Annotated in this window: 20 protein-coding genes; all 20 read right to left on the minus strand. The window is 58.0% G+C overall.

Annotated features, from left to right (window positions below):
- Window positions 1-90 precede the first annotated feature (90 nt).
- On the minus strand, window positions 91-846 hold the full coding sequence (gene recO / locus MHH28_RS14360; RefSeq protein WP_209872067.1) for a DNA repair protein RecO: 756 nt from the start codon (window positions 844-846) through the stop codon (window positions 91-93).
- A 36-nt stretch (window positions 847-882) separates the two neighbouring features.
- Window positions 883-1,026, minus strand: coding sequence for a YqzL family protein (locus MHH28_RS14365; RefSeq protein ID WP_076075837.1), 144 nt, complete (start codon window positions 1,024-1,026; stop codon window positions 883-885).
- Between the two features lie 110 nt (window positions 1,027-1,136).
- On the minus strand, window positions 1,137-2,027 hold the full coding sequence (gene era, locus MHH28_RS14370) for a GTPase Era (RefSeq protein WP_405115972.1): 891 nt from the start codon (window positions 2,025-2,027) through the stop codon (window positions 1,137-1,139).
- 658 nt (window positions 2,028-2,685) lie between these two features.
- Window positions 2,686-3,105: a cytidine deaminase gene (locus tag MHH28_RS14375; RefSeq protein ID WP_405115974.1), complete on the minus strand. Its 420-nt coding sequence runs from the start codon at window positions 3,103-3,105 to the stop codon at window positions 2,686-2,688.
- A gap of 76 nt (window positions 3,106-3,181) precedes the next feature.
- Window positions 3,182-3,577 carry a diacylglycerol kinase family protein gene (locus MHH28_RS14380; RefSeq protein ID WP_405115976.1) on the minus strand — a complete coding sequence of 132 codons (396 nt, stop codon included), beginning with the start codon at window positions 3,575-3,577 and terminating at the stop codon, window positions 3,182-3,184.
- The gene (ybeY, locus tag MHH28_RS14385; RefSeq protein ID WP_405115978.1) at window positions 3,577-4,077 is read right to left on the minus strand and encodes an rRNA maturation RNase YbeY; all 501 of its coding nucleotides are present in this window, start codon (window positions 4,075-4,077) and stop codon (window positions 3,577-3,579) included. The genes MHH28_RS14380 and ybeY overlap by 1 nt, the downstream gene beginning before the upstream one ends.
- Window positions 4,049-6,328 (minus strand): HD family phosphohydrolase, encoded by a 2,280-nt coding sequence (locus MHH28_RS14390; RefSeq protein ID WP_405115980.1) that lies wholly within the window; start codon window positions 6,326-6,328, stop codon window positions 4,049-4,051. The genes ybeY and MHH28_RS14390 overlap by 29 nt, the downstream gene beginning before the upstream one ends.
- 17 nt (window positions 6,329-6,345) lie before the next feature.
- A complete protein-coding gene (locus tag MHH28_RS14395; protein ID WP_405115982.1) occupies window positions 6,346-7,317 on the minus strand; it encodes a PhoH family protein in 972 nt (323 codons plus the stop codon).
- Window positions 7,318-7,332: 15 nt separating this feature from the next.
- Window positions 7,333-8,514, minus strand: coding sequence for a sporulation protein YqfD (gene yqfD, locus MHH28_RS14400; RefSeq protein WP_405115984.1), 1,182 nt, complete (start codon window positions 8,512-8,514; stop codon window positions 7,333-7,335).
- On the minus strand, window positions 8,511-8,804 hold the full coding sequence (gene yqfC / locus MHH28_RS14405; protein WP_405115986.1) for a sporulation protein YqfC: 294 nt from the start codon (window positions 8,802-8,804) through the stop codon (window positions 8,511-8,513). Before yqfC ends, yqfD begins: the two co-directional genes overlap by 4 nt.
- A gap of 181 nt (window positions 8,805-8,985) precedes the next feature.
- A complete protein-coding gene (locus MHH28_RS14410) occupies window positions 8,986-9,576 on the minus strand; it encodes a hypothetical protein (protein ID WP_405115988.1) in 591 nt (196 codons plus the stop codon).
- A 16-nt stretch (window positions 9,577-9,592) separates the two neighbouring features.
- Window positions 9,593-10,594, minus strand: coding sequence for a flotillin-like protein FloA (gene floA, locus MHH28_RS14415; RefSeq protein ID WP_209872081.1), 1,002 nt, complete (start codon window positions 10,592-10,594; stop codon window positions 9,593-9,595).
- Window positions 10,595-10,630: 36 nt separating this feature from the next.
- Window positions 10,631-11,962: an NfeD family protein gene (locus MHH28_RS14420; RefSeq protein ID WP_405117095.1), complete on the minus strand. Its 1,332-nt coding sequence runs from the start codon at window positions 11,960-11,962 to the stop codon at window positions 10,631-10,633.
- Between the two features lie 200 nt (window positions 11,963-12,162).
- Entirely contained in the window at window positions 12,163-12,606 is a 444-nt protein-coding gene (locus MHH28_RS14425) for a GatB/YqeY domain-containing protein (RefSeq protein WP_405115990.1), read from the minus strand.
- A gap of 15 nt (window positions 12,607-12,621) precedes the next feature.
- Window positions 12,622-12,795 carry a 30S ribosomal protein S21 gene (rpsU, locus tag MHH28_RS14430; RefSeq protein WP_005547957.1) on the minus strand — a complete coding sequence of 58 codons (174 nt, stop codon included), beginning with the start codon at window positions 12,793-12,795 and terminating at the stop codon, window positions 12,622-12,624.
- 142 nt (window positions 12,796-12,937) lie between these two features.
- Window positions 12,938-13,297: a histidine triad nucleotide-binding protein gene (locus tag MHH28_RS14435; RefSeq protein ID WP_076075810.1), complete on the minus strand. Its 360-nt coding sequence runs from the start codon at window positions 13,295-13,297 to the stop codon at window positions 12,938-12,940.
- A gap of 988 nt (window positions 13,298-14,285) precedes the next feature.
- Window positions 14,286-17,822, minus strand: coding sequence for an AAA family ATPase (locus tag MHH28_RS14440; protein ID WP_405116001.1), 3,537 nt, complete (start codon window positions 17,820-17,822; stop codon window positions 14,286-14,288).
- A 1-nt stretch (window position 17,823) separates the two neighbouring features.
- Entirely contained in the window at window positions 17,824-19,005 is a 1,182-nt protein-coding gene (locus MHH28_RS14445; protein WP_405116003.1) for an exonuclease SbcCD subunit D, read from the minus strand.
- A gap of 255 nt (window positions 19,006-19,260) precedes the next feature.
- Window positions 19,261-23,418 (minus strand): UvrD-helicase domain-containing protein, encoded by a 4,158-nt coding sequence (locus MHH28_RS14450; RefSeq protein WP_405116005.1) that lies wholly within the window; start codon window positions 23,416-23,418, stop codon window positions 19,261-19,263.
- On the minus strand, window positions 23,415-26,978 hold the full coding sequence (gene addB / locus MHH28_RS14455) for a helicase-exonuclease AddAB subunit AddB (RefSeq protein ID WP_405116007.1): 3,564 nt from the start codon (window positions 26,976-26,978) through the stop codon (window positions 23,415-23,417). The genes MHH28_RS14450 and addB overlap by 4 nt, the downstream gene beginning before the upstream one ends.
- Between the last annotated feature and the right edge of the window lie 20 nt (window positions 26,979-26,998).

Below are 26,998 nucleotides of genomic sequence, written 5' to 3' on the forward strand. Positions count from 1 at the left end.
CCCGATCCACGCACTCTCTCCAGTTCTGGAGCAAACACGGCAATCTTATAAAAGAAACTGAACTTATAGTAACGGATAATTTGCGATTCGTCAAATATTGTATTTGTCGAGCTGGTCCAGGAAGCTCTGGGACTTCAGTCTGAGCCCAAGCTGCATATCCATGAATCCCCGCATGACGGTCTTCAGCTCCGCACGGGTCTCCGGCTTCACATCCACATTCCCCAGCCTGGTCAGATCCAGCGCCGCAAAGATCCGCAGCAGCTTCAAGGCACGCGGGGAAATCTCCATGGCCGGAGGATCGTTATGCCGGCAGCTTCGGCAGAGGACTCCCCCCAGACGCGGACTGATTCTAAGCTCCTCATCCGGCTTGTCCTTGCCGCAGACGATACAGGCATCGAGCTGAGGCCCATAACCGGCAGCCTGCAGCACCTTCATTTCAAATACATTATTGATAATGCCAGGCTCTTTGTCTTCCTCCAGTGCATTCAGGCAGGCGGTCAGCTGGCGGTACCAGAAGCTGCCTGTCTCTTCATCATGCAGCACCCGGTCCAGCAGCTCGCAGGCATAGGATGCATACGCCGCCTTGACCAGATCCTCGCGCAGCGGATGATGGGACTTCGTGATCTCTCCGGCATTAAGTGTTCCCAGTCCGCCGTTGTTGCGGAAGAACACGAACTCACCTGTTGTGAACAACTGGATCAGGGCAGCATGACGGCTTTTGACCTTCTTGGCACCCCGCACCAGAACCCCTACTTTACCGGCGTTCTCGGTGCAAAGCGTAATAATGGCGTTCCCTTCACCGTAGTCCATGCTGCGGATGACGATCCCTTCCACCCTGTATAGCATGCCTCTTCCCCCAACCACTCGGCAAGCAACCAGTCCTTATTGTGCTTCTTCATCGATGGCCATCTCTTCCTCCGCCGGCAGCGGTCCGCTGCCCTCGGGCGAATCCCCAGCTTCCCTGTACAGCAAATACGCATCGAGATCTCCAGTCATTGCAAAATACTTCCACGAAAAATTCCGCATTCGTATTCATCCTTTCTTCGGAAACACGATGTCTCTTCAGATGTAGGATGTGCGATGCCCCAGGATCTATCCGTGCAATTCCTGCCATGTTGAGGCGGCGTGAGAGGTGATCATTCTTTATGGAAGCCCAAATCCCGCAGGACGCGGTCCTGGTTACGCCAGTCTTTTTTCACCTTCACCCATAATTCCAGGAAAATCTTCGAGCCCAGCAGGTTTTCAATATCCGTCCGCGCCCGGCGTCCGACTTCCTTCAGCAGCGCTCCCTGCTTACCGATAATGATCCCCTTCTGGGAATCGCGCTCAACAAAGATAACCGCCGAAATATGCACAACCCCATTCGGTTCCACGCTCATATCCTCAATCGCCACTGCGATGGAATGCGGTACCTCTTCACGGGTCAGATGCAGAATCTTCTCGCGGATCAGCTCCGCGCAGACGAACTGCTCGGGGTGATCGGTAATCTGATCGTCCGGATAATACTGCGGGCCTTCCGGCAGATACTTTTGTACCTGCTCCAGCAGCGTGTTGACGTTGTTGCCCATCTTGGCTGAGATCGGCACGATCTCGGCGAATGCGTGCAGCTTATTATATTCGGTAATCATTGGCAGCAGCGCTTCCGGCTCGATCTTGTCAATTTTGTTCATGACCAGGATGACAGGAGTCTTAATGCTGCCGAGCTGTTCCGCGATAAAACGGTCCCCGCCGCCCATGCCTTCCGAAGCATCCACCAGGAACAGCACAGCTTCCACTTCATGCAGGGTGCTCATCGCCGTCTGATTCATGTAATCGCCCAGCTTGGACTGTCTTTTATGGATACCCGGGGTATCCAGGAATACAATCTGTGAGTTATTCGCCGTATACACCCCGTGAATCTTATTGCGGGTCGTCTGCGGCTTGTCCGACATAATGGCGATCTTCTGGCCGATCACCTGGTTCATGAGTGTTGATTTGCCTACGTTCGGTCTGCCGATAATGGCGACAAACCCTGATTTGAATTTCATATGATCCTCCTATTTATCTTACAACTTGGTCAAAAGCGTTTCGGTCAAAAGCGTTCGATCCCCCTAAATCCCCCTTCGCCAAGGGGGACCCCAAGGGCCCCGGCCCTCTGGACACCCGGAACTGGCGTGGATACAGCGCTTGGCGCGGTAAGAAACTTTGGAAGGGGGATCGCTTTTCGTTCCCTGCGGGAACACGCTTGAGTTCGGCGCTATTGATTGGCGATGACCAGCATGCGGCGCAGGACAGGGAGCTGTGGAGCATGAGCGCTTGCCGTTCCCTGCGGGAACACGCTTGACTGCGAAGCGGGAAAGACTAATTTGTTGAATACTGAATCCTGCCCATGCCCACCCGCTACGACTAGCCCGGCATGCCCACAATAACTAACCTGCCATGCCCACAACTGCCTTAATTGTATTTTGTACACTTATTCGGCTCCAAATCAGCGATAATTAGAGTGTAGTTGTAATTCATACATCTATTTTCCTCAGCTTAGTCACTTTCGGCGATATCCGATGAATTTAGTTGTACATTTTACACTTAAATCAACTTTTGGCGGGAATAGTGGAAAGTTAGTTGTACAATATACAGTTAACTCCCGGCACATACGGCATCATTCGATCCAACTAAACTTGCAGCAACCATCTTACGAGCTTACCCTTATTCCGAAGCCTGCCCCTGCGCAAGATCCGCGGGTCCGAAAGCGCCGGGGAGCAAATCGCGCACCGTGGTCTCCACAATATCGCCCTTCAGGTTGCCGAGAATGACCGGCATATCGGGGCCGCACAGCTCGACCATCACCTGACGGCAGACGCCGCAAGGCGATACGGGGCCGTCCGTGTCGGCTACGACGGCGATGGCTTTGAAGGTACCGGGCTTATGCCCGTCCGCAATGGCGCGGAACATGGCCGTCCGCTCCCCGCAGTTGGTGGGGCCGTAAGCGGCATTCTCGATATTGCAGCCGTGGTGGACCTTGCCGTCCTGATCCAGCAGCGCAGCCCCCACCCCGAAGCGCGAATATGGGATATAGGCATTGGCTCTTGCCTTGATCGCTTCCTGAAGAAGTAGCGCAGAATCCATAATTATCCTCCTAATTAAAGATGACGGAGCACGCAAAGCGGGTCCGCCTCTTACACCAGCTGAAGTTGTAAACTGATTATGACATAAGACCTGTGATCCAGTCCATCACGGGATGATAAAAAACATAGATTCCGGCAATCACGGCAAACACCGCCGTAAGCAGCACGGCTCCTGCGGCGGTATCTTTAGCCTTCTTGGCTAAGGGGTGAATCTCAGGCGAAACCAGATCAATCGTCGCTTCAATCGCCGTATTGAGCAGCTCGGCAGTCAGCACCAGCGTGATCGCCAGCAGCAGCAGCATCCAGCTGGACGGAGGAAGCCTGAACACCGCAGCGGCGGCTACCACCAGAACAGCAAGGCCGCTGTGCACCTTCATATTCAGCTCCGATTTGAATGTTGCTGCAATACCGTGCGCGGCGAAGCGAAAAGAATGCCAGAATTTTTTGTGGCCTACCGCCGTATTCTTGACCATTAGCGTGTCAACCCGACCTGAGCCAGAACCTTCTCCTGCTTGGACATCATTTCGGCCTCAGCCTCCGGCTCCTGATGATCGTAACCCAATAAATGCAGGAAACCATGGACGAACAGGAAGCCCAGCTCCCGCTCCAGCGAATGACCGTATTCCAGCGCCTGCTCCTGCGCCCGGGTAACCGAGATGATGATATCCCCCAGCACATTCGGCACTTCTTCCAGCTCTTCGTCTTCATCCGCTAAATCATATCTAATCTCCGGCTCGTCCTCTCCAGCCTCATTCATCGCAAAAGAGAGCACATCTGTCGGACGGTCAATGCCGCGGTACTCCAGATTCAGCTCGTGAATACGCTCGTTATTGACGAAGGTCAGATCCACTTCCCCCGTGTCAATCCCTTCAGCAATGCCGGCTGTCTGCAGAATCCGCTCCAGCAGCTCGATCAGATCGCCGTTAATTTCATGTTCATCCTGTTCATTGTTCCAAACGACGCTCAGACTCATTTTTGATGGCCCCTTCCTCTTTTTTGGGCTTGCGCACATCCTCGGGGTACTCAATCCGGGAATGGAAAATGCCCATGACCGTCTCCTTCAGTGTCCGCGAAATAATATCCAGCTCCTTGAGCGTCAGATCGCATTCATCGAACTGATGGTCATCCAGCCGGCTTTTGATGATTTTCTCAATCATCGTCTCCACCTGCACCACAGTTGGCTTGCGGAGCGAACGGACGGCGGCCTCCACACTGTCGGCAATCCCGACAACTGCGGATTCCTTCGACTGTGCCTTCGGTCCGGGATAACGGAAATCCTCCTCCGTGAAGTCCGGCTCTACACCCTTTTCCTCTGCAAGCTTCAATGCCTTATGATAAAAATAATGCAGGAACGTCGTGCCATGATGCTGCTCCGCAATATCGCGGATCGGCTTCGGCAGCTTGTACTCCTTCTGCATCTCCACCCCGTCACGGGCGTGGGCCACAATGATCGATTTGCTCAGCTTCGGCTCAATCGAGTCATGCGGATTCTCCATATTGTTCTGGTTCTCTATGAAATAGAACGGCCGCTTCGTCTTGCCGATGTCATGATAATACGAACCTACCCGGCACAGCAAGCCGTCCGCACCAATGGCTTCTGCCGCGGCCTCGGACAGATTGCCTACCATCACGCTGTGGTGATAGGTTCCCGGCGTCTCTGTAAGCAGCTTGCGCAGCAGTGGATGGTTCGGGTTGGACAGCTCTACCAGCTTCAGCGCCGACAGAATGCCGAACGTCACCTCGAAGAACGGCATCAGGCCGATGACCAGCACTGCGGTGAGCAGACCTCCGGCAAAGGAGAAGCCCAGAGCATACAGCGTATTCGTCTCGTTCCACACGCCTCCGCTCAGCATCGTCAGTATGGCCACAGTCAAACAGCCGAGCAGGGACACCATAATGCCGCCCTTCAGCAGCGTTGAACGTTGTCCGGCGCGGTGCGTCGAGAAGATGGCAACATAACTCACGATTAGGGCAAAGAAGCCGAAGGTGAAATCAAATATCGTATTCTGCTGCACATTCAGCAGGATGCTGGCCAGTATACTGAACAGAATGGAACAGAAATAAGCTAAGGTCATGTCCAGCAGCATGGAGATCAGCATCGCGCCGAGAGCCACGGGGGCCAGATAGCCTATGTACGTCCGCACATCGGTCTGCAGGAAGGCCGTCAGCTTCATCATGACGATAGTAATAATAAAGACCAGCACCAGCATAAGCAGCTGGGAGTTATTGTATTTGAAGCCTGAGGCCCCGCCATTGTAGCGGATGAAGGTCATCAGGCCAAAGGACAGCAGCGCCGAGAGCAGCAGCAGGCCGAGTTGCGGCCAGTAATTAACCTCTTTGCTGAGCAATCCGTTCTCATCCAGCAGCTTGTACAGCTCAGGAGTAATCTCCTGATTCTTGGCGACGAGCACATCCCCCTGCTCAATGAACACATCCGGCGTATTCTGACGGGCCTGCACCTTCGCTTCCTTGGTCGCATCCTCGTCATAGAATTTGTTGGCGGTGATCACCAGCCGCACCAGCTCCTGCACCACCTCGCGGGCAGTCCGCTGGCCCAGCGAGCTGACGCTGACCTGCTCGGCCACCTTGGCGCGTGCCGTCTGGGCATCGGTAATCTGGTCGTTCATCAGCTTGGTGACAATATCCCGGGCCACCGGCTTCATCTCAATGATATCCTGTGAAGTCAGGCGCGGGATCTTGATATAGGTCTCTTCCGGGATGACATAGGCCTGATCCTTGATGATGGACTGCATTTCATTCAACAGATGCTCGGAGTAAGTCCCGGCCTTCTGGCTGGCCGCCACAAAATTAAGAACAAAATCATTGGCCCGCCGCGGAATCTCCTCCCGGTAGATCTCGGTCTTCTCACTCTGTGAAATCGTATCATCCTGATTCAGTCCGCCGATCCGGTCAAGCAGCAGAGTTACGAGATTCTCCGTCCGCATTGGGATAATCGCATATCGGTTGGTCACATTCTCTGCTGCCGTCTCCTGTGCCTTGAGCTTGGCGTTGGTGTCCAGGATTTGCTTGGGAGCTGTAATCTCCTTGGCACTGCGGGTTCCCTCTTTGATATCATACCTTTTGGGCAGCAAATCAGAGGACAGGCTGAGGTAGAAAACAACCGCGAGTAACAGGAAAAGAGCATAGCGCGAGACCGTGCTATACTTCCATCCGCTGCTGCTATATACAAATCCGCTTAATTTCGATGGTTGCTTTGAGGCCATGAAGACAATCCCCTTTTTTATTGGAGGTTTTCGGCAGAGCGGTCATAGGCAACGATAATTTTCTGTACGAGGGAATGCCGGACAACGTCCTGCTCTGCGAAGTAGACAAAGCCAAGCTCCTCAATACCGGAAAGAATCGTTTTGGCTTCGATCAGCCCTGACTTCTTGCCGCGCGGCAAATCGATCTGGGTCACATCGCCCGTAATGACCATCTTGGAGCCGAAGCCCAGACGGGTGAGGAACATTTTCATTTGTTCGGGAGTGGTATTCTGCGCTTCATCCAGGATGATAAAAGCATCCTCCAGCGTACGCCCGCGCATATAGGCAAGCGGAGCAATCTCGATCAGCCCGCGCTCCAGTGCCTTCGCCACCTGATCCGGCCCCATAACGTCATACAAGGCGTCATAGAGCGGCCGCAGATACGGATCTACCTTCTCTTGCAAATCGCCCGGGAGGAAGCCCAGATTCTCCCCGGCCTCCACAGCCGGGCGCGTAAGCACGATCCGCTTGACCGAGCCTTCCTTCAGCGCCGTCACCGCGAGAACTACGGCCAGATACGTCTTGCCGGTTCCTGCCGGGCCGATGCCAAAGACGATATCACGCTTTTTGATCGTTGTCACATAATGCTTCTGGCCAATCGTTTTGACGCGGATCGGCTTGCCGCGGAAGGTCGTCGTAATCTCGCCCTTGAACAGGTCCAGCAGCTGGTCGGCACGGAAATCCTTCGCCAGCTCCACGGCATACTGCACATCGCGTTCGCTTAGAATGTACCCGCCCCGTACCAGGGACAGCAGCACATTGAACAGCTGGCCCAGCATGTCCACTTCCCGCTCAGTCCCGCGTATCGTAATTTCCGCTTCGCGCGAATTAATGACCGCCGGGATTTCTTTCTCGATCAATTTCAGGAATCCGTCCTGCGGGCCGAACAGGGATTGCGCTTCTCCCGCATTTTGCAAAGATATTTGAATGCTTGCAGTCTGTTCTGACAAGTAGCCTCATTCTCCTCAATTGTTTACTATCGGAAGTTCTTCCGCGATTCTCTCTTCCACCTCAAACAGCACTTTCATATAAACTTTACCATTCTCTTTCTTCTCATGCAAAATTTTTTGACTTTTGATGACGCTATCAGCGCCGTAACGCGCGAAAATATCACTCTTGGCCCGCGTCAATCCTTCCGCCCGGGCTTCCTCCGGAGTAAGCGCTTCAGCGGTCGCCTTAATCTCCAGCTCCTTCTCGGTCATCAGGCCCAGCGGCAGCTGAAAAGAGCGCCACGACAGCATGTCGGGCTCTGTAAGCGTACGTGACTTTGCAAACCCGGAGTCCCCGTAGCCCCACAGCTGAATCGCCCACTTACCGAGTACGAGATAGGTGCGGTCCTTGCGTTCCCCTGTATAAGCGCTGCCCGTTCTTTTGAGCGGCACCTCCAGATTATATTCATGCCATACAAGGCCTTTAACCTCGCCTTTGGCGACTACGAACTCTGTATTCTCCTCGTCACCGAGCGCTCCGGAGATAAGGATGTCCCCTTTTTTGACCCGCGAATTCCGGCTGACCACCGGTCTGCCCTGCTCCGCATAGATTTCGGTCACGACTGCATCGGTCCGGCTGATGAGGTGGCGCTGGCTAAGCAGCGGCTTATTCTCCGGGCGGTCTGCTTCGACGACCTGGATGGTTATGTTCGTCCCGGTCCGGTGGAATCCCGCCCATGTCAAGCCCGGAACCAGGCTGGTCAGCCCCCGGGACAGCTCGTCCGACTCCTGCATGCGCCAAATCCACTGTAACGGGTATACCCCCTCCTTGCGGGCGGCTTCCAGGATATCCTCGGTGGGAATACGGGTATTCCCTTCAACCTTCACGCTCCAGATCATCGAGGAGAGCAGCAGCAGACCCACACCGAAGATCAGCATACCTGCGGCAAAAAACTTCCGTCTCCACAAGCGTGCGATGCTAAACGGAAGTCCGTTCCTGGCAGTAACATGCATGCGGCAGCCTGTCTTTTTGAGGAGCGGGCGAAGCCGGAAAAAGTCATCCAGCAGCAGATTCAAAGAAGCGCCGTCCCCGGCAGGCCTCACATCCCAGATGATGATGCCCGCTCCGGTTACAGCATTAATGAACTTCTCCACCTGCGGTCCGCGTACATGCAGTGTAACGAACCCCCGCAGTGATGACAGAGGCGGCTCTTTCATGGATTCTCCCCACTTTCCTTATATCTGATTTCACCGATAATGCCTATGACGGCAAGCTCCTGGCCCAAAATATTGCGGATGACCAGGCCTTCGCCGGAAATCTCCAGCACGCCTTGGGTTAATGCCAGCCTGAGCTGCTCCGATGAGAAATGCAGCACGCCGCGGTGGTTCTCAATATAAAGCTCCTTATTGCCGATCAGGGTGATCCGGGGCATCTCCTGCAGCACATCCTGCGGAAGATCCAGTACCCCGTTTGTCCATCCCCGCAGCCTGCGGCCGATACGGGTCATAAGTAGACGCTCCCCCTTCCTGCCTTCTGTACACCTTATGCGGTGGGGCGGCCGTTTATGAGAAGAACTCACACCCTGCCTTCAGGGAAAACAGTAAAAAACCTGAATCTCTTCCAGTTAAGGAATGGATTCAGGCTTATGTGCAGCATAACATGTTAAGCGGGAAGTGGAGACAAGGTCTTCAGCGCCGCGTGGAATGCGGCTGGCGGGCACGGGGCGGACCCAGCACCTCCGCCCACACCAGGCCGCTGCGCAGCGCGTCACGGTCGCCTGTGAGCGGATGGCGGGCAAATGCCGACGATGCTGCGTCTGTGCCCTCATCGCCTGCTTCAGAGCCCGCAGACGGGACCGCAGCCGCCATTCCGTCAAAGGTAGCCTGCAGTTTCTCCAGCTCCCGCTGCATGCGTTCTGTGCGGGCCTCCACGCTGTCAAGGTCATCGGCCTGCTCCAGAGACACACCTTCGCCGCTCTCATCATCGGGAGCCGGTTGCCGCGCCTCAGCCCATGCAGGCGTAGACGGGGCTTCCTGTGCATCCGGCTGCCGCGCAGGCGGGGCTGCGCTCGTCCCGGAAGGCGCGGGGAAACCGCTGCCCTGCTGCTGTGTGCGCCCGGCTTTCCGGAGGCGGGGCAGCGTATTACCGATATCTCCTCCTCCGCCGCCAAAGGTAGGCATCCCTCCGCGCGGAGCCTGTTTGTCTTTGCCCTTCTTTTTGTTCAGATTGGTGATGATCGCTATGGCCGCAAGCACCAGGAAATAGATCACGCCGCTCATGGGAACTCACATCCCTTTATTTGTGGGGCGGACGGCTGCTGTCGTCCCCATCGTTTAGTTTGCCGAGGGAGCCGCGCATCTGCGTATCTGCCTCGATGTTCTTCAGATTCATATAATCCATCACGCCAAGCTTGCCGGAGCGCAGCGCTTCGGCCATCGCCAAGGGAACCTGGGACTCGGATTCAACGACCAGCGCCTTCATCTCGACCACGCGGGCCTTCATCTCCTGTTCATGGGCAACCGCCATGGCCCGGCGTTCTTCAGCCTTCGCCTGGGCGATGCGCTTATCCGCCTCTGCCTGCTCCGTCTGGAGGTAAGCACCGATGTTCTTGCCTACATCTACATCCGCAATATCAATCGACAGAATTTCAAAGGCAGTCCCTGAGTCCAGACCCTTCGATAAAACGGTGCGGGAGATGGAATCCGGATTCTCAAGCACATCCTTATGCGAATTACTGGAGCCGACGGTGGTGACAATCCCCTCGCCGACACGGGCAATAATCGTCTCTTCGCCCGCACCCCCAACCAGCCGGTCGATATTGGCCCGCACCGTTACCCGTGCTTTGACCTTGACTTCAATCCCGTTCTTGGCTACGGCCGCAACAATCGGGGTCTCAATGACACGCGGGTTCACACTCATCTGAACCGCGAGCAGCACATCCCGTCCGGCCAGATCGATGGCGGCGGCACGTGTGAATTCCAGCGGAATATCCGCTCTCTGGGCGGCAATCAGCGCGTTCACTACCCGGTCCACATTCCCACCGGCCAGATAATGGCTCTCCAGCTGATTGATATTCAGCCCCAGACCGGCCTTGGTCGCCTTAATCAGCGGATTGACAATCCGGCTCGGCGTGACCCGGCGCAGACGCATCGCTACCAGCGTGATAATGCTGATTTTGACCCCGGAGGCCCAGGCAGACACCCACAGCATAACCGGGAAGAAGCTGAAGAAGACGCTTAGTACAATAATCACGGCTACCGCGATCAGCAAAAAAGTTATCATTGATGCTTCTAACATTCTCTTACCAACCTCCGATATTTTTAAATGCAAGCTTTATTTTACGGTTTCCTTCACCACAACACGGCCGCCCTCAACCTTCACCACGGACACGGCCGTCTGCGCGTCAATGAACCCGCCTTCTGTCACCACATCTATCCGCTCGCCGCCGATCGTGGCGGTCCCTGCCGGACGCAACGGGGTTACGCTGATGCCGGAGGCTCCGATCAGACGCAGCTTCTCCGGGACAGGAACAAACCCTTTGTCTCTGGTAAGGCTATCCTGAAGGATGAACCGGTTCCAGATTCCACGTTCCTTGAAGACCACAGCTACAATCACAATGACTACAGCCGCAGCGGAAAAAGCAATACCCAGGCTGAACAGCGCATGTGTAAAGCTGTAAGCAGCTCTTACAACACCCGCCACCAGGCTGATGGAACCTAATATACCCAGGATACCGAAGCTCGGCACAAACAGCTCCAGAACCAGCATCACCAGCCCCAGAATGAACAGCAGCAACGTCTCCGCTCCGGCAAAGCCGGCCACATAGTTGCCGAAGAAGTAGAGGGCGAATACCAGCGTACCGACAATTCCGGGCACCCCGAAGCCGGGCACCAGCAGCTCGATGAATACACCGGCAATGCCCACGAAGAGCAGAAGCGTCATGACCACCGGATGGGTCAAAAATTGCGACATTTTCTCCGCACCGGTATGCTCAATGCGAAAAATGTCGTCTGTCGAGTAGCCCAGCCAGGTAATGGCCTCCTGCTCCGTTTCTGCAATCCGGTCAGCGTAACCGGCCTGAAGCGCCTCATCGCTACTCAGAGCAATAATCTCGCCCGCCTGCTTGTTCACACCCAGCTCCGGGCGGTTAACTACAAGATGAACATCCAACATGCCGGCAGCCACTTCAGGATCACGACCGTTCAGCGAGGCAGCCCCAATCATTTTGGATTTCCAGTACGATACCATCTTGGCGTCTTCCACGCTCTTTCCGTTCATGTCCACCAGCGAAGCGGCCCCGATCATACTGCCCGGCTTCATGATAATGGCGTCCGCGTTCAGCGCGATATAGCTGCCTGCGGAAGCGGCGTTGCCTTTGATATAGGCTACTGCCGGGATCTTGCTGTCTCTGACCAGGGTGCCGATTCGTTCGGCGGAATCCACCCGTCCTCCAGGTGTATCGATCTCCAGAACAATCAGAACCGCGCCGTAATTCGCAGCCTCCTGAAAGCCCCGTTCCAGAAAGCTCTGCAGACCCCGCTCAATCTCCTGGTCCACCGGAATGATGAACACGGGTCCGCTCACTGCCGTACCCGAAGCCGCTCCCGGTGCGCGGACCGATCCATTGTCCGCCTGAGCCGCCACCGGCAGAATCAGCAGAACCATCAAGGCCGCGATCAAAGAGAACACTACGGTGCGTAACTTATTCAAGCCTGCGCCCCCCTTTGCATATGAACCCTTTGCATTCTCAACTTATCATTTTATGTAAGTCTGCATATAATTCTTAGTATACCTTATACGCAGGTCTATCTGAAAAGCTCCACATAATGAAAAACACCCCTTATAAAAGGGGTGCTAGCGTTATATTATTGCAGAAATTGCTGAACCGCCTGGTTCACAAGTTTACCATCGGCGCGACCTTTGACCTTAGGCATCAGTGCGCTCATCACCTTACCCATTTCACTTTTCGAAGAAGCACCGGTTTCCTGGATGGTCTGCTGTACAATTACTTTAATTTCTTCTTCGGTAAGCTGCTGGGGAAGATATTTAATGATAATCTCGATTTCTGCCTTAGTACTCGCGGCAAGCTCATCGCGACCCGCTGATTCAAATTCTTGGAGGGCATCTTTGCGCTGTTTGATCTCACGACTAAGGATATCAAGCACTTCGTTGTCGTCTAATGTTCTCTTCAAATCTATTTCAAGATACTTTATTGTAGAACGAACCATTCGAATGGTGGAGAGTGTGAACTTGTCCTTACTCTTCATCGCTTGCTTCATATCTTCGTTCAATCGTTCGCTAAGATTCATGCGTGGGTAATCCTCCTAAAACTTTCTCTTACGAGCAGCCTCAGACTTCTTCTTGCGCTTTACGCTTGGCTTCTCATAATGCTTGCGTTTCTTCACCTCAGCCAAGACACCATCCTTAGCAATGGAACGTTTAAAGCGACGAAGTGCAGCATCAATTGTCTCGTTTTTGCGAACTTTCGTTTCAGACACCAGTTTTCCCTCCCTCCGACCAGACCGTCCAAGAGCATAACAACACGGTTCATCACCTTTCATTATAGGTTAAACCTAAATAAGGTGTCAACCTTCGCGTTATTCTTTTTTCAGCTTGGCTGTATATGATTACATTGCTTACTCAGGCATGAGAACTTGAATTCCCGGTCAGGGCCCCAAGCTTGGCTCCGCCCAGCAGATGATAATGCAGATGCGGTACCGCCATCCCGCTGTCAGGGCCGCAATTGTTAATCAGCCGGTAGCCGGTATCGGCAATTCCGAGCTCTGCTGCAAGCTGCTGTGCTACGGCATGAATCTCGCCAATCAGCGGCAGGTCCTCTGGCGTAACCTCGTTCATGGAAGCAATGTATTTCTTCGGGATAATCAGCACATGCACTGGGGCGGCAGGCTCAATATCATGGAACGCCAGAATCCGCTCATTCTCAAATACCTTTTTGGACGGGATTACACCTTCGATAATTTTGCTGAATACAGTTTCCATACCACGCTTCCTCCCAGAAATTTTGTAATGCAGAAGCTTGCATCCGGCACTTTCCGCAGCACAGGCTGAGATCACTACACGAACCTAACTCTCTTTCGCGCAACGGCCACCCGCCACTCACAGGCGATGATCCGTTATCGTTCAATACAGCTTGAGCTCTGCGGGGCGCACACGCCTAAAATTTCTTCGGGCTTCCGGCCTGATCGGCTTCGCGGCAAATTTCATTTTATGGCTCTAATCATACAGGATGTTGAGCAATTGCGAAAGGCGGAAGACTATAATCCGTCAAAACCATTTCTTGCGAGGCTTATGCCGGAACTGCAGAGCATCGTGGCCGGGAAGCTGCGTATGAGGATAATAGCGGGTGAGGTTGCAGGGCTGGGAGTGGAGTTGCAGGGTGACAGGGAGCGGAGTGGCAGGGGCACAGGGAGTAGAGTTGCAGGGGCACAGGGAGTAGAGTTGCAGGGTCACAGGGAGTAGAGTTGCAGGGGGAACGGAGTGGCAGGGTGACAGGACGCGGAGTGGCAGGGTGACAGGACGCGGAGTGGCAGGGTGACAGGACGCGGAGTGTCAGAGTGACAGGGCGCGGTGTACAGGATGACAAGGAGTAGAGTAGCAGGATAACTTGTAGAGCTGGGAAGATAGGCTGTATTATAACAGGCCGGGCACACCCAGCAGCAGATTACTCCACAGCCCCCATCAGCATATTGTGTTCGATTTTTCGCATACATGCATGGGAACGGTTCGTCCACGAAATAGGTTCTTGTGGGTTTACAACCGGTGCTTTTGAGTTTGAATCCGAAAAAAAGACAAAAAAAAAGAAACACCCTTCACAGCTCATATAAGCTGCTTCGGCGGCGGACGTATGAGAAGGAGTTCATTCCCTGTCATACGTCCGCCGAGGTGTTTCAAATAATGTCGGCTTAGCTGTATTATAACAGGGGGTTGGAGGTGTATCTGTGATTCTCATCACAACCAACCCCGTCTTTCACATTTTTTCCAAAAGGATGCTTGAACCCCCGCCGCCCTGCTCTGCCGGAACTACAATCAGCTTGCGCGGCAGGCGGGCCCGCAGCTCAGGAACATGGCTGATGATGCCTACGGACAGCTGGTCATTATGCAGTCTCTCCAGTGAAGTAATGACGGTGTCGAGCAGATCCGGGTCCAGTGTGCCGAAGCCCTCATCCAGAAAAAAGAATTGCAGCGGATATTGTCCGCGCAGCTGAATCTGGGCGGATAGGGCAAGCGCCAGCGACAGGGAGGTCAGGAAGGTCTCTCCCCCGGATAACGTGGACACCGGACGTCTTACGCCGCCATTCCCGTCATCCCGGATGACGAAGCCCCCGCCCGAATCCACTTCCAGAGCATAGCGCTGCTTGCTCAGAAAACGGAGCCGCTGCGAAGCAGCCTGACATACCTGCATCAGCTGCTCCTCTGCAATATACTCCACAAAGGCATTGCCGCGCAGCACAGTCTGCAGCTTGGATAGACGCTCCTGCATCGCCGCATGTCCGGCGCGCTTATCCTCCAGCTCTATCCAGCGGATATGGCGCTGCTGCAGGTCCTCCAGATCCCGCTCTGCCCGTGCACGGGCCTGAAGCGAGGCTTCGTCGTCCTCCTTGCACTTGCGCAGAGCCTCTTGACTCTCCTGCCATTCTTCACTGCTGAGCACAGCTCCTGCCAGCTTCTCTTCTATGCTCCGCAGCTGTAGCAGGCACTCCGCCTCCTCTTCGCGGTGTGATTTCACCCGCTCTGTGGCCTGTGCCCGTTCTCCGGCCTCCAGCGATGAGGCCTCAACCTCTGCTGCCGAAGCGAACGGCGAAGATTGCAGACTCTCCTCCCACTGGGCAGCGGCTGCGGTATAATGCTCCTGCGCCGATTCTGCTGCCTGGCGGGCAACCGCAGCATCACGGGTCTGCTGCTGGGCCTTGTCCGCTGCCCGGCGGTGTTCCTGCCGGCTGCGTTCGAGCGCAGTCTGCAGCTCCAGCAGCCTGCGTTCACAGCCGGCCAGCAGCGCTCCGGCAGGCTCGCCGCCAGTCCCTTCGCGCAGCCGCTGCTCTTTATCCCGCGCAAGCGCCTCCTTGCCTTCAAGCTGCGCATCCCACTGCGCCAGCTCCTTGTCCAGCCCGGCCAGCTGCTCGTTAAGTGTCTGCACGGCAAGACTTTTCTCGTCCAGGAATTTGACGCTGATCTCCAGCCGGCTGCGGATCTCCTCGGCGCGTTCATCCTTGCCGAGCATCTCCTGATACGTTCTCACCGCCTCCTCTGGAGCAAGCTGCGGGAAGAGACTGCTCCATTCTTCCCGCAGCTTGCCGGCTGAAGCAGCCAACTCCTCTGCCTTGGCAGACAACCCCTGCAGCCAAGTCTTCTCCGCATCGGCACCTGCCGCTTCCTTGTGATACACCTGCTCCAGCTCCTGCAGGGAACGCTGCCAGTCTGCGGCTGCCCGGCGCAGCTCTGCGGAGCGGTTTTTCAGCGCGGCCAGCTGCCCGTTCAAGCCGGACAACTGGTCCTTCAGCCCGGATAAGACCTGTTCATCCGGGAGCTGCGCGGTTGCCATGGAGTCGGGAGACTCCGAAGTGCTTAAGCGACCCGGAACTTCATGAGATTCGGGATTGCCGAGAGTGACAAATTCGGCATGTGAAGCAATGCTTGCCGCCTTGTCCACCGCCGGCTCTGCCCCGGCTGCGCCAGCGGCGGACTGGTGCAGCGCCTCTTCGGACGCGGCTCCGCCCAGCTGTGCGAGCCAAGAGCTGTCCTGCTCCAGCAGGCTGCGCAGCAGATGGCGCGTCTCCAGCGCCTGCCGGGCCTGAGCGCGGACATGGCGGAGCCGGTTGTCCAGCTCCTCAGGGTCCCCCTGCTCCTGCTGAAGCGCGGGGGAGGGGTGATGCTCACTGCCGCATACCGGGCAGGGAACCCCTTCCCGGAGTTCACCGGCGAGAGCCTGCGAGAGCCGGTGAACCTCCTGCTCCTTCAGCGCAGCCTCCAGCGCGCTGATATGCCCTTCCAGGCGGCCGGCAGCGTCTCCCGCTGCCCCTTCGGCCATCCGCAGCTCTTCCTGGTGCAGGGCGGCGGAGGCCAGCAGCTCCCCGCGCCCGGCCTCCAGCGCCTGCCGCCGGGAGCCGGCCGCGGCCAGCCGCGCCTCAGCCGCTGCGAGCACCGCTGCGCGTCCCTGCCGTTCACGTTCTGCCGATTCCCGCTGGGCCTCGGCAGAACGCAGCCCCTGCAGCCGCTGCATGGCTTCCTGCAGCGACTGCCGCTCCTGGGAGCGGACCGCCAGCGGCTGCAGGCTCTGCTGCAGCTCGTGCTGTTTCTTTTGGCCGCGGGCCAAAAGCTCACGCTCCCGGGCCAGGCTCTCCCGCCCGGCGGCCAAGGCCCGGGCGGCTTCCTCGCGGCGCGCCTGCAGCGCCGCCCGCTCGCGGTGCAGCGCGCCGAGCTCGGCCTCCAGCTCGAGCGCGCGCCGGTACCGGCCCTCCTCCTCGCGGAGGGCCGGCTCGCCTGCGGACAGCGCGGCCTGGGCCGCTGCTTCCGCTTCCGCCCCCGCCGCCGCCTCCTGCACGGCGGCCGCCGCCAGGGCCTCAAGGCCCCCGGCGCGCTGCGCCCGGGCCTTCCAGGCTTCCTCCGCGCTGCGCCAGGCCTTCAGCGCGGGCAATCTCCGCTCGGCCTCGTCCGCCTTGCCGAGCTTCTGCTCCAGGAGGAGGATCTGCTCCTCCTGGGCCAGCAGAGCCTGCCGCTGCGACTCGCGGCGGGCCCGCTCCTCCTGCAGCTCGCGGATACGGGCGAAGCGCTCGGCGCGCTCCGTTGCCTCCGTAAGCCGCTTGCGGCAGTCCGCCGCATGACGTAGCGCCTCCTGCACGCGGACAGCGGCGGCCTCAACATCCGCCTTGCCCGCGCTGCCCAGCCCCTGCTGCTCGGCCTCCAGGGCACGCAGCGCCGCTTCATTCTCCTTGACGCGGCGGCTCAGCTTCAGGGCCAGCCCGTCGCCGTACTGTTCCAGATGGAACAGACGCTGGAGCATCTGTCTGCGGTCCACACCCCGCAGCGACAGGAACTCGGCGAATTTGCCCTGCGGCAGCACAACGGCCCGGGTGAAGTCGTCCATCTTCAGCCCGATGTGCTCTTCAACACAGCGCGTAACCTCCGCCAGCTTGTCGGCCATGACAAGATCCCCGTCCGCCTTGACCTCGATGAACCGGCTGATCGTATTGCTGACCGACTGCTCTCCGGTGCGTTTGAACTTCCGTTCTACGCGGTAGCGGCGTGCCCCGGAAGAGGAGTTCAGCTCGAAGGTGAAAGCCACGCTGAGCTGGTCCTCGGAATGGTTCATAATCCCCTGGGTTCCGTTCACGGCGCGCTCCACTTTGCCGTACATCGCCAGCGTAATGGCATCCAGCAGACTGGATTTGCCGCTGCCCGTCGGACCGAAGATCCCGAACAGCCCCGTCTCGGTCAGGCTGGCAAAATCAATCTCCTGCTGCGCCCGGTAACTCTGCAGCCCGGATAATTTCAACAATATCGGCTTCAAATCAGTTCTCCTCCCCTTCCGCAGCATCGTGCCGCTCTTCTTCCGCCAGCTCCAGGAACAGCGCAATCAGGTTGTCATCCGGCTCCGCGCCGCCGGTCTGGCGCTGATAGAACCTGCGGAACAGCTCCTGTACCGGCATGCGTGAACGGGACATCTCTTCCAGCTCCTGCTCCATCTGCGGGTAGATCGGGCGAATATGGACGATGCCCTCCCGTGCCTTGCGCAGCCGCTGGATATCGTTCATGGACATGGCCTCGGTCAGCCGCAGCTCCAGATCAATGAACGCCCCGGCGTCCCGGCCCTCATCCAGCCAGCCGTAGACCTCCTGCAATCCGCCCGCAGACTTCCAGTTGACCAGCGGCCGCCCGCAGCGGAGATAGATCTCCTCGAACACCGGCTCTCCGCCCGGCGCGACATCAATCATTGCCACCGACTTGGCCTGACCCGCCTCGGAGAAGCTGTAGGCCAGCGGGGAGCCGCTGTAGCGGATCATCCCGTCGCCTTTGACCCGCTGGGCGCGGTGAAGATGTCCAAGTGCCGTATATTGTGCGCCGCATACGAGCGCCGAAGGATCAACGGTATAAGCGCCGCCGACCTGGATCGGCCGCTCGGAGTCGCTCTCCACGCCGCCCAGCACATAGATATGGCTCATCGCCAGATTGACGGTCTGCGGGGTGAACTCGCGTCCCAGCAGATTCATCAGCCGCCCGACCCGGGCGCTGTAAGCCAGCCGCAGCTCAGCCTCTCCGCTGTCCCCGGCGAGCAGCTCGCCCAGCCGGGCTTCGGAGGGGTAGGGGAGCGCAGCGATTTTGGCAACCTCGCCGGTTCTTGCCGCATGCACCGTGACCGGCTCCGAAGTCGGCATCCCCACGAGCGTAATCCCCTGCCTGCGGACAAGCGGGGACACGGACGCCACGCGCTCCGGCTGGTCGTGATTGCCCGAAATAACCACCAGCGGACGGCCGCCTGCCGTCAGTCTGGCCGCCGCGTCATAGAACAGCTGCTCTGCCGCCGCCGGAGGATTGACCGAATCATAGACATCTCCCGCCATCAGAATCAGATCCGCCCCGGAGGAATCGGCAATCTCCACCAGTTCGTCCACGAACTGCTCCTGCTCCTTCTGCCGGCTTCGGCCCTCCAGCGTCCGCCCCAGATGCCAGTCACCCGTATGCAATATGCGCATTTTCCGCCCTCTTTTCCCCGCCTGTCTGCGGCATTCATCGATTCGTATAATAGTTTGAACTGCAATGCCTGCACTCAAGCTGCAATAGTTACAACATTTCGCATCTTACACTCAGAATCTCGCATCTAATAGTCCGACCGCAAACAACCGCCAACGGTCAGCCAAACCGCAGCATGTAAAAGCATATAGGAATTAGCCTGAAATGCCGCCTGGCACTCCTATATCCGCCGCAGTTGCTGCACCATTTCCCGCAATTTACAACCTCACAGCATGCCCGCCGTCGAAGAAGTACAGCCACACCTCACTGACCGGTTCGCCCAGAATATCAAGCAGCGCCTTGCTGTACAGCTCCAGCTGGAAACGGTATTTGTCCGCCAGCTGTGCAAGCCCGTCCCCGTGCGGAGGGATATGATCTGTTTTGTAATCTAGCAGAATCAGCCGCCCCTCCTCACGGAACAGGCAGTCGATCACCCCTTGAATCAGGACCGTCTCCGCAAAATCACCTCCGCCGTGCTCATCCGCAAGTCCGGCCGCCGCTTCATCCAGATAGTCAAGTCCCCGGTAGGCTTCACCGGCTGGCATTGTGTAGCTGAAGGGCTGCTCTCTGGTCTTCCATGCAGAATGGAAGAGTCTGTGGCCCAGCTCACTCCTGCAGAAATGCTCAACCTCCTCCAGTACCACCGCATCCGCCTGTTCCCTGCTAAGAATAGCAAGCCTTACAAGACGCGCAAGCGTAGCCTCCAGTACAGACCGGTCTACCGGCTCATCCAGCGGAATATGCTGCATTACCGTATGGTACGCCGTTCCCCGCTCGGCAGGAGTAAGCCCCCGCTGTTCCATGAATTTGGGGCGCTGGAGATGCAGGCTGTCCCTGTACCCGCGTGCGCTCCGTTCGTCCGGTGCGCCGGGGAGCTTCCGCTCCTCCAGCTGGTCGTAAGACGGCTGCTCCTGCATCGACAATAATCCCTTGAGCTCGGTGACCGAGGTTTTGGCCGGGATGCTTGAGGCAGCCGCATACTGGTAAGTCCAGCCCAGTCTCTCGGCAATCTGCGCAGCTGCCGGGCTCTCCGGCGAAGACACCGGCTTGCCTCTGCGGAGCGCCTCCAGAATCTCCTGGCGTTGTTCATTCTTGTCCTGATCGCCGTCCCCGGCCAGAAAAGCTCCCGGGCTTAGCTCCGCTGCGCTGGCCACCGTAATGCTCCAGTTCGACTCGTCCCCATGCAGCACCGTGGACACCGGCCCCTCACTGCCTGCAAGCTTGCGCAGAATAGCAGCGGCGGGATGGCGGATCAGCGCCGGTCCCACCCAGTCCAGATAGCTGCGGCCACGGGCCAGCAGGTGATCCGCCAGCAGCAGCTCCTCGCGGCCCTGCATCGCTGCCCAGCCGGAAACCGTGCGCGGCAGATCCCTGAGTGTGCCGACCAGAATCATTTTGTCGCGCGGACGGGTCAGTCCAACATAGAGCACGCGCATCTCCTCAGCAAGCAGCTCCAGCCGCGAACGGCGGTTAATCGCCAGATAGGGCAGCGTCGGGTAGCTCACCCGGGTCTCCCGCTCCACGAAGCGCGGCCCGAAGCCAAGCTCCTTGTGCATCAGGAACGGAGAATGCAGATCCTGGCGGTTGAACATTTTGGCCATGCCCGCCAGGAAGACAACGGGGAACTCCAGGCCCTTGGACTTGTGGATGGTCATAATTCGTACGCCCCCGGCCTCCTCGCTGCCTCCTCCGGCAACGCCCAGATCGCCGCCGTTCTCTCTCAGCCGTGAAATGAACACCAGGAAGCGGAATAACCCTCTAGCCGAGGTCTCATTCTCGAATTGAACAGCCCGGTCATACAGAGCCTTCAGGTTGTTCTGGCGCTGGAAGCCTCCGGGAAGCCCGCCAACCCATTCCAGATACCCGCTCTCGCGGTAGATCCTCCAGATCAGCTCGCTTAAGCTTCCTTGCCGGGCGGCATCTCTCCAGTTATCCAGCCTATCCCGGAAGGACTTCAGCTTACGCTGCAGCGCAGGAGGAATATCCTTCAGCGCCGCCAAGGCTTCGGTCCCGTCAGCCATACCTTCCTCTACCTTCCCTTGTCCTGACGAAGGAGTAAACTCTGATGCGGCGGCCGTCTCTCCGGCGGTGTCACCGTTACCTGCATTCTCATCCGTCAGCAGGGCTGCCTCCCCGAACAGATCCGGCGGTTGGCCCTGCAGCGCTTCTCCTGCTTCAGAGGCCGCAACCAGCGCATCGTAGAAGGTCCCTCTGCTGCACAGCCGCACCTTCGCCAGCTCCTCCTCCCGGAGCTTCACCACCGGTGAGCGCAGCACCCCGGCCAGCGGGATGTCCTGGCGGGGATTATCGACAATCTGCAGCAGGGAGAGGGCAATCTCCACCTCTGTAGCCTGAAAATATCCCTTATTCTGGTCTCCGTAGGCCGGAATCCCTTCACCCCGCAGCTCCTCAATCATCAGCGGCGTCCATACCCGGGCTGAGCGCAGCAGAATGACAATGTCGCCGTAAACCACCGGACGCATGATCCGCAGTCCCTTATCATAGATCAGCAGCGGCTCACCGCCGGCCATTCCCGTCATCTGCGAGATACGCCGGGCAATGGCCCGTGCTTCCAGCTGCGCAGTTTCACTCTCGGCAGCCTCCAGCTCCAGAAGAGGCAACTCATCTCCCTCTCCCGCTTCGTCCGCCGGACCCGGTGCAGAGGCTCCTTTGTCGATCAGGAGCAGCTCCGGCGCAAAATAAGTATCCGGGCCTTTCTCCGCAGCTCCCGGGAAGTTCGCTCCGTACACCAGCTCTGCCCGGTCATCATAACTGATCTCCGCGACATTGCTGTCCATGATCTGCCGGAAGACCATATTCACCGCATTCACCACTTCCAGCCTGCTGCGGAAATTGCGGGCCAGATCGATGACCAGGCCATCTTCCCGTTCCTTCTGTCCCGGATCAGCTCCCGCCCGGCCATCTGTCTTGTCTCCGTAGGACAGCCCGTTACTGAACCTGCGGTATTTGTCCAGGAACAATCCCGGTTCCGCCAGGCGGAACCGGTAAATACTCTGCTTCATATCCCCGACCATGAAGCGGTTGCCGGGGGATTCCCGGGAGATCAGCCGGACAATCTCTTCCTGCACACTGTTGGTATCCTGATATTCATCCAGCAGCACTTCGTCGAACTGGCTGCGGTATTCCATCGCCGCATCCGACGGGAGCGAATGCCCCGGCTGCGAGTCCGGATGGCGCAGAATCTGCAGGCAGTAATGCTCCAGATCACTGAAGTCCACCAGCCCGCGGCCAGCTTTCTCCAGCCGGTAGCGCTCGCCGAACGCAATTACCGTCTCCGCCAGCTCCTGCATCAGCGGAGCCGCCGTATGAAGCTCATCCAGGAAGGATTCCGCCGGACGTCCGAACAGGGATTTTTGCAGCTCGAGCAGGCTCTTCTTCACTTGATCCCGAATCGCCTTCACGCTCTCTTGAAGCAGCGGATCGGTGGCATCCTTCTTGCAGGGCTTCAGCTTCCCGAAGGATATCTCCATGAAGATATCATACAATCCGGCCCAGGGCTGTGAGTCCAGCGCGTCAAGAAGGCCCTGCGCCATCTCCAGATCGGCAGCAAGATTCTCCGCGTAAGGCGCCGGACCGCCGGGCTGAAGCGCGATGTCACGCCCCTGCTCCAGCTGGCTGATTGCCCCCTTCAGCGTCAGTCTGGCTTCGGCGAGAATGCTCTGCACCCAAGGCGTATGGCTCAGAGCTTCAGCATCCGGCAGCGCAAAGTCGGCTGCGGTATCCCGCAGCCACTGCGCGGGCCAAGGATGGCTGCGCGCGAAATCATGCAGCCGCTGAATCAGCGAATGCACAGCGTCATCCGTACGCTCACCGCTGAACCAGTCTGCGAGCTGCACGAACAGGGTATCTTCCCCGTCTTCGGCAACCTCGCCGTATTTCTCCTCCAGCAGCTCTTCCAGCAGCTCCTGGCGCATCATCTCCGCCTCATGCTCATTCAGAATACGGAAGCCGGGATCGATCGGAATCACCTGGTAATAGCGGCGGATCACTTCAAGACAGAAGGAATGCAGCGTGGTAATGGAGGCTCTGCCCAGCAGGGCCAGCTGGCGGCGCAGATATTCATTCCCCCCATCACTGTCCTCCTCCAGCTTACGTTCCAGCGCTTCCCGAATGCGCTGGCGCATCTCAGAGGCGGCAGCTTTGGTGAACGTTGCCACCAGCAGCCGGTCCACGCTGAAGCCCGCTTCCTCCTGGCTGATCTTGCGGATAATCCGCTCGACAAGAACCGCCGTTTTACCGGAACCGGCTGCCGCCGCCACGAGAATATCGCTGCCGCTCTCGGCAATGGCGCGCCACTGGTCGTCACTCCACAGACTGCCTTCCGGCTTCGCTTCGGGTACGGGTCTTATGCTCACAGCTTCTCTCCTCCTTTGCGGGACAGCAGATCCCAGATCACTTCTTTGCCCGGCTTGCTTAGATTGTTATAGCCATTGCCCTCCACCGCCTCATCGAACTGGCAGACGGGACGGAAAGAGCAGAAGGTGCAGGCGGTCTCCTGCTGGATGCGGTAAGGCTGGATCGCTACATCCCCCTCCGTAATACTTGTCCCGATCTCTGAGATCGTGCTGCGCACCGAGGAACGCAGTTGGCCCCACTGCTCAGGGGTAGCTACGGATGCGCTGCTGTAGAAGCTGCCGTCACTCTTCAGCGCTACCGGAACAATCGAGGAATACCCTTTGTCGAGGGTGGTATCCATCAGCGATACAACCTCGCGGTCAGCGGTCAGCAGGCCCTTCATCTTGAAGCGCTTCATCAGCTCCTGCTCCGCCTGCTCCCGGTTCATTCCATTGGCTGAGGTCAGGAGCGGATCATGAACGTGGAAATAGAGCGCCCCGGCAGGCAGTGCTTCCTGGCCGAGCCATTGCTCGGAATAGGTCAGCAGCACATCAAGATAGGTCAGCATCTGCAGCGACAGTCCATAATAGACCTCATGCAGCTTGAGATCCTTCTGGCTTGATTTGTAGTCGATTACCCGCAGCAGAATCCCCTGCTCCCCTTCAGCCTTATCCACTCGGTCAATCCGGCCGACAACCTCCATGACACAGCCATTAGGCAGTGTGATTCTAAGCGGAGGCAGTTCCTTGCCCGGGCCAAAATCCAGCTCCAGCCCGACCGGCTCGAAGCTCCCGCGGCGCGAGTGCTCCCCGAGGATAACGGAAGCGCGGCCGACAATATTCTTCAGCTTGCGCGAGATATAGCCGTAGCGCTTGCTGCTCATCAGAATCTCTCCCTGCAGCAGCGGAGACAGCTTGTCTACGGTCTTGCCCGCCTCCGAGCGGCATTCCTCCGCGCTCATGCTGCCCCAGCTGCGGCCTTGCTCCTGCAGCCGCTTCGCCATTTCACTGAGGGCCGCATGGAAAAGCTGCCCGATATCCGGTGCCTGGAGCTTGTAGAGCTGACGTTCCTTCAGCCTCAGCCCGTAGGAGGCGAAATGGGAGAAGGAGCAGGCCACGAACCGCTCCATCCGTGACACGCTGCCGCGCAGCGTGGAGCCGCCGTACAGCCGCAGGCTCGTCTCCTTCTTTAGCCGGATGCCTTCGTTGCGGTAGAACAGCGAGCCGAGCAGCTGCTCCAGCTTAAGCTTCATGGACAGATCCGCATGCCGGTATTCCGCTGCCGGTTCACCCGCAGGCTTGTCTGCACCCTGCTCCGCCGCGAACCAGTTATAGACCTCCCACCACATGCCGGGTATCTCTGCCCCTTGACGCCACTGGCGGAGCTGGAGCAGCAGCATGCGGAGCGACTGCTCAGGATGGCCGATGAAGTCCATATGGACAGCGTCGTCATCATTGCCGCTCTGCGGGAAGCCGGAGAGGAATCGTTCATCCATCTGCTGCGGGAACATTCCCTGCAGCTGGCGGATGACCTCTGAAGGCAGCAGCGCCTTGCCCTCATCGTCAGCCACAGCGTAGCTGATCCACAGCTTCCTGCTGGCCGTGGTAAGCGCATTGTAGATCAGGAAGCGTTCATCCAGCAGCTTCCGGGATGAGCCCGGTGCAAGCTCCATCCCGGACTTCTCCAGCAGCAGCCGTTCCCCTTCGGACAGAATGCCGTCTTCCTTGAACTGCGCCGGAACCACTCCTTCGTTGAAACCGAGCAGGAAGGCATACTTCACCCCCGACACCCGGGTACGGTCCATCGTACCTACCAGCACCTGGTCCAGGGCTGGCGGGACGAGCCCCATCTTAAGCTCAGCCAGCCCGGTCTCCAGCACCCCGGCGAACAGGCTGAATTCTATCCGTTCCTTGCCCATCATCTCGGCAATCTGGTCCAGCAGACCCAGCACAGCCCCCCATAGCTGGCTGTGCTCCCGGGCGGCTTCCGGGCGGCCTTGCTTCAGAGACTCCGCCCCCATCCCTTCGAGCCTGCGCGCCGCCTGCGTATCCTCCAGCAGCAGGTATACCGCCTTGCACAGCTCAAGGCCGCTGCGGCTGGCTTTGATTCTCTGCTCAAACGCCTGCAGCGGTTCCGTAACCGCCTTCCGGCAGGCCTCCATCCTTGCCAGCATCGCTTCATCTACAGCTTCACTGCCCTCCAGCGAGAGGCGCGGAATACCCTTCCAGGAGCGCCCGTTCGTCCAGCGTGAGCCGTGAATGCCGCAGGCCAGCACATAGTTCTCCAGCTCATCCATATGGGCGCGGGTAATGCTTCCGTCCAGCGGCAGCAGCAACTCGGTCTTCACGCACCGGAACACATCTTCATAACGCCAGCGGCGGCGGACGACATCCATGGCGGAGCGGATAAATTCCACCAGCGGATGATGCAGCTCGCTGAGCTTCTGGTCCAGGAAGAACGGAATGCCGAAGTCCTTAAATAACGGGGCGATCAGCGGCTCATAATCTGCCATATTGCGCATGAAGACCGCCATTTCCCCATATTTGGCTCCAGATTCTCTGGCCAGGGCCAGCATCTCACGCAGCACGCCCTCCACCTCGGTGCGGCGCGATGCCGCAGCCCGGATGCTGATCGTTTCCTTCACCTGTTCAGCCGGTCCTCCCCAGAGATGCCGGCGGCGCTGTAATCCGCGCTCCAGATGCGCGAGCACGGGACTGTCCTTGAACCTTGGAAGGACGGGCGGAGCCAGCAGCTCATCCCATACGGTTAGTCCCATCTCCTCTGCGATTCCCCGCAGCTTAATATAAGTAACCGCTGACGGATGGAACAGCTCCAGCTCATGCGGTGTAACGTCCGGCGGATAGATCCGGTCAAGGGTGAGCGCAATGGTCATTTTGTCCGCGTACTGCATCAGCTCACGCAGTACAATGAATTCCTGATTGCTGAATCCGTGGAAGCCGTCCACCCATATCTCGGCGCCGCGGATATAGTCAGAGTCCGCGATATGTTCGGCCAGTTCGGCCAGCCTGTCCTCTTCATCGATATAGAGCTGTGACATCTCCTGGTCCAGCTCGCTGAAGACGAGATGCAGATCATCCAGCTTCCCGGCCAGAATAGGGCTGCCCAGCGTGGCATCCCTCATTCTGCCGATCTGCTCCTCCAGGTCTCCGGCGCCAAGACAGCAGCGCTTAAGCTCCGTATGCAAACTGCTGAGCCGTTCCACGAATCCCGGCCTGTCCGAGGAGGCCCCGAACAGCTTCAGCTCCTCCTTGCGCCTGCTGATAATTTTGTAGATCAGCATCTTCTTGCCTTCTTCACTGATTGGGAGACTCGCGCTGCCGCCGGTCTCCTGCTTCACCCGGTAGGCTAGACGGGAGAAGCTGAGCGTCTGGGCGCGCAGACTCCCCTTCACGCCGCCCGCCGCTAACAGTCCCCGTTCTGCTCCGAACGATCCCTGCTCGGGAACAAGTATAATAATGGGTGCCCCCAGCGGCTCTGCCTTCAGCCTTGAGGATACCCGCTCCCATATTGTAGTCGTCTTGCCGCTGCCCGAGCGGCCGATGATGAAGTTAACCGTCATTTCAGCAGACCCCTTCCGTT

This window comes from Paenibacillus sp. FSL K6-1217, from assembly GCF_045040735.1.
Lineage (GTDB): Bacteria > Bacillota > Bacilli > Paenibacillales > Paenibacillaceae > Paenibacillus_AQ.

Coding starts and splice junctions, on each gene's coding strand:
- ybeY (WP_405115978.1), bottom strand. CDS start 4,077: ATGAGTCTGAGCGTCGTTTGGAACAATGAACAGGATGAACATGAAATT.
- MHH28_RS14390 (WP_405115980.1), bottom strand. CDS start 6,328: ATGGCCTCAAAGCAACCATCGAAATTAAGCGGATTTGTATATAGCAGC.
- MHH28_RS14420 (WP_405117095.1), bottom strand. CDS start 11,962: ATGGTTCTGCTGATTCTGCCGGTGGCGGCTCAGGCGGACAATGGATCG.
- era (WP_405115972.1), bottom strand. CDS start 2,027: ATGAAATTCAAATCAGGGTTTGTCGCCATTATCGGCAGACCGAACGTA.
- yqfC (WP_405115986.1), bottom strand. CDS start 8,804: ATGACCCGTATCGGCCGCAGGCTGCGGGGATGGACAAACGGGGTACTG.
- addB (WP_405116007.1), bottom strand. CDS start 26,978: ATGACGGTTAACTTCATCATCGGCCGCTCGGGCAGCGGCAAGACGACT.
- MHH28_RS14375 (WP_405115974.1), bottom strand. CDS start 3,105: ATGGATTCTGCGCTACTTCTTCAGGAAGCGATCAAGGCAAGAGCCAAT.
- MHH28_RS14410 (WP_405115988.1), bottom strand. CDS start 9,576: ATGAGCGGCGTGATCTATTTCCTGGTGCTTGCGGCCATAGCGATCATC.
- MHH28_RS14365 (WP_076075837.1), bottom strand. CDS start 1,026: ATGCGGAATTTTTCGTGGAAGTATTTTGCAATGACTGGAGATCTCGAT.
- MHH28_RS14380 (WP_405115976.1), bottom strand. CDS start 3,577: ATGGTCAAGAATACGGCGGTAGGCCACAAAAAATTCTGGCATTCTTTT.
- recO (WP_209872067.1), bottom strand. CDS start 846: ATGCTATACAGGGTGGAAGGGATCGTCATCCGCAGCATGGACTACGGT.
- floA (WP_209872081.1), bottom strand. CDS start 10,594: ATGTTAGAAGCATCAATGATAACTTTTTTGCTGATCGCGGTAGCCGTG.
- MHH28_RS14445 (WP_405116003.1), bottom strand. CDS start 19,005: ATGCGCATATTGCATACGGGTGACTGGCATCTGGGGCGGACGCTGGAG.
- MHH28_RS14425 (WP_405115990.1), bottom strand. CDS start 12,606: ATGAATCTTAGCGAACGATTGAACGAAGATATGAAGCAAGCGATGAAG.
- MHH28_RS14435 (WP_076075810.1), bottom strand. CDS start 13,297: ATGGAAACTGTATTCAGCAAAATTATCGAAGGTGTAATCCCGTCCAAA.
- yqfD (WP_405115984.1), bottom strand. CDS start 8,514: ATGAAAGAGCCGCCTCTGTCATCACTGCGGGGGTTCGTTACACTGCAT.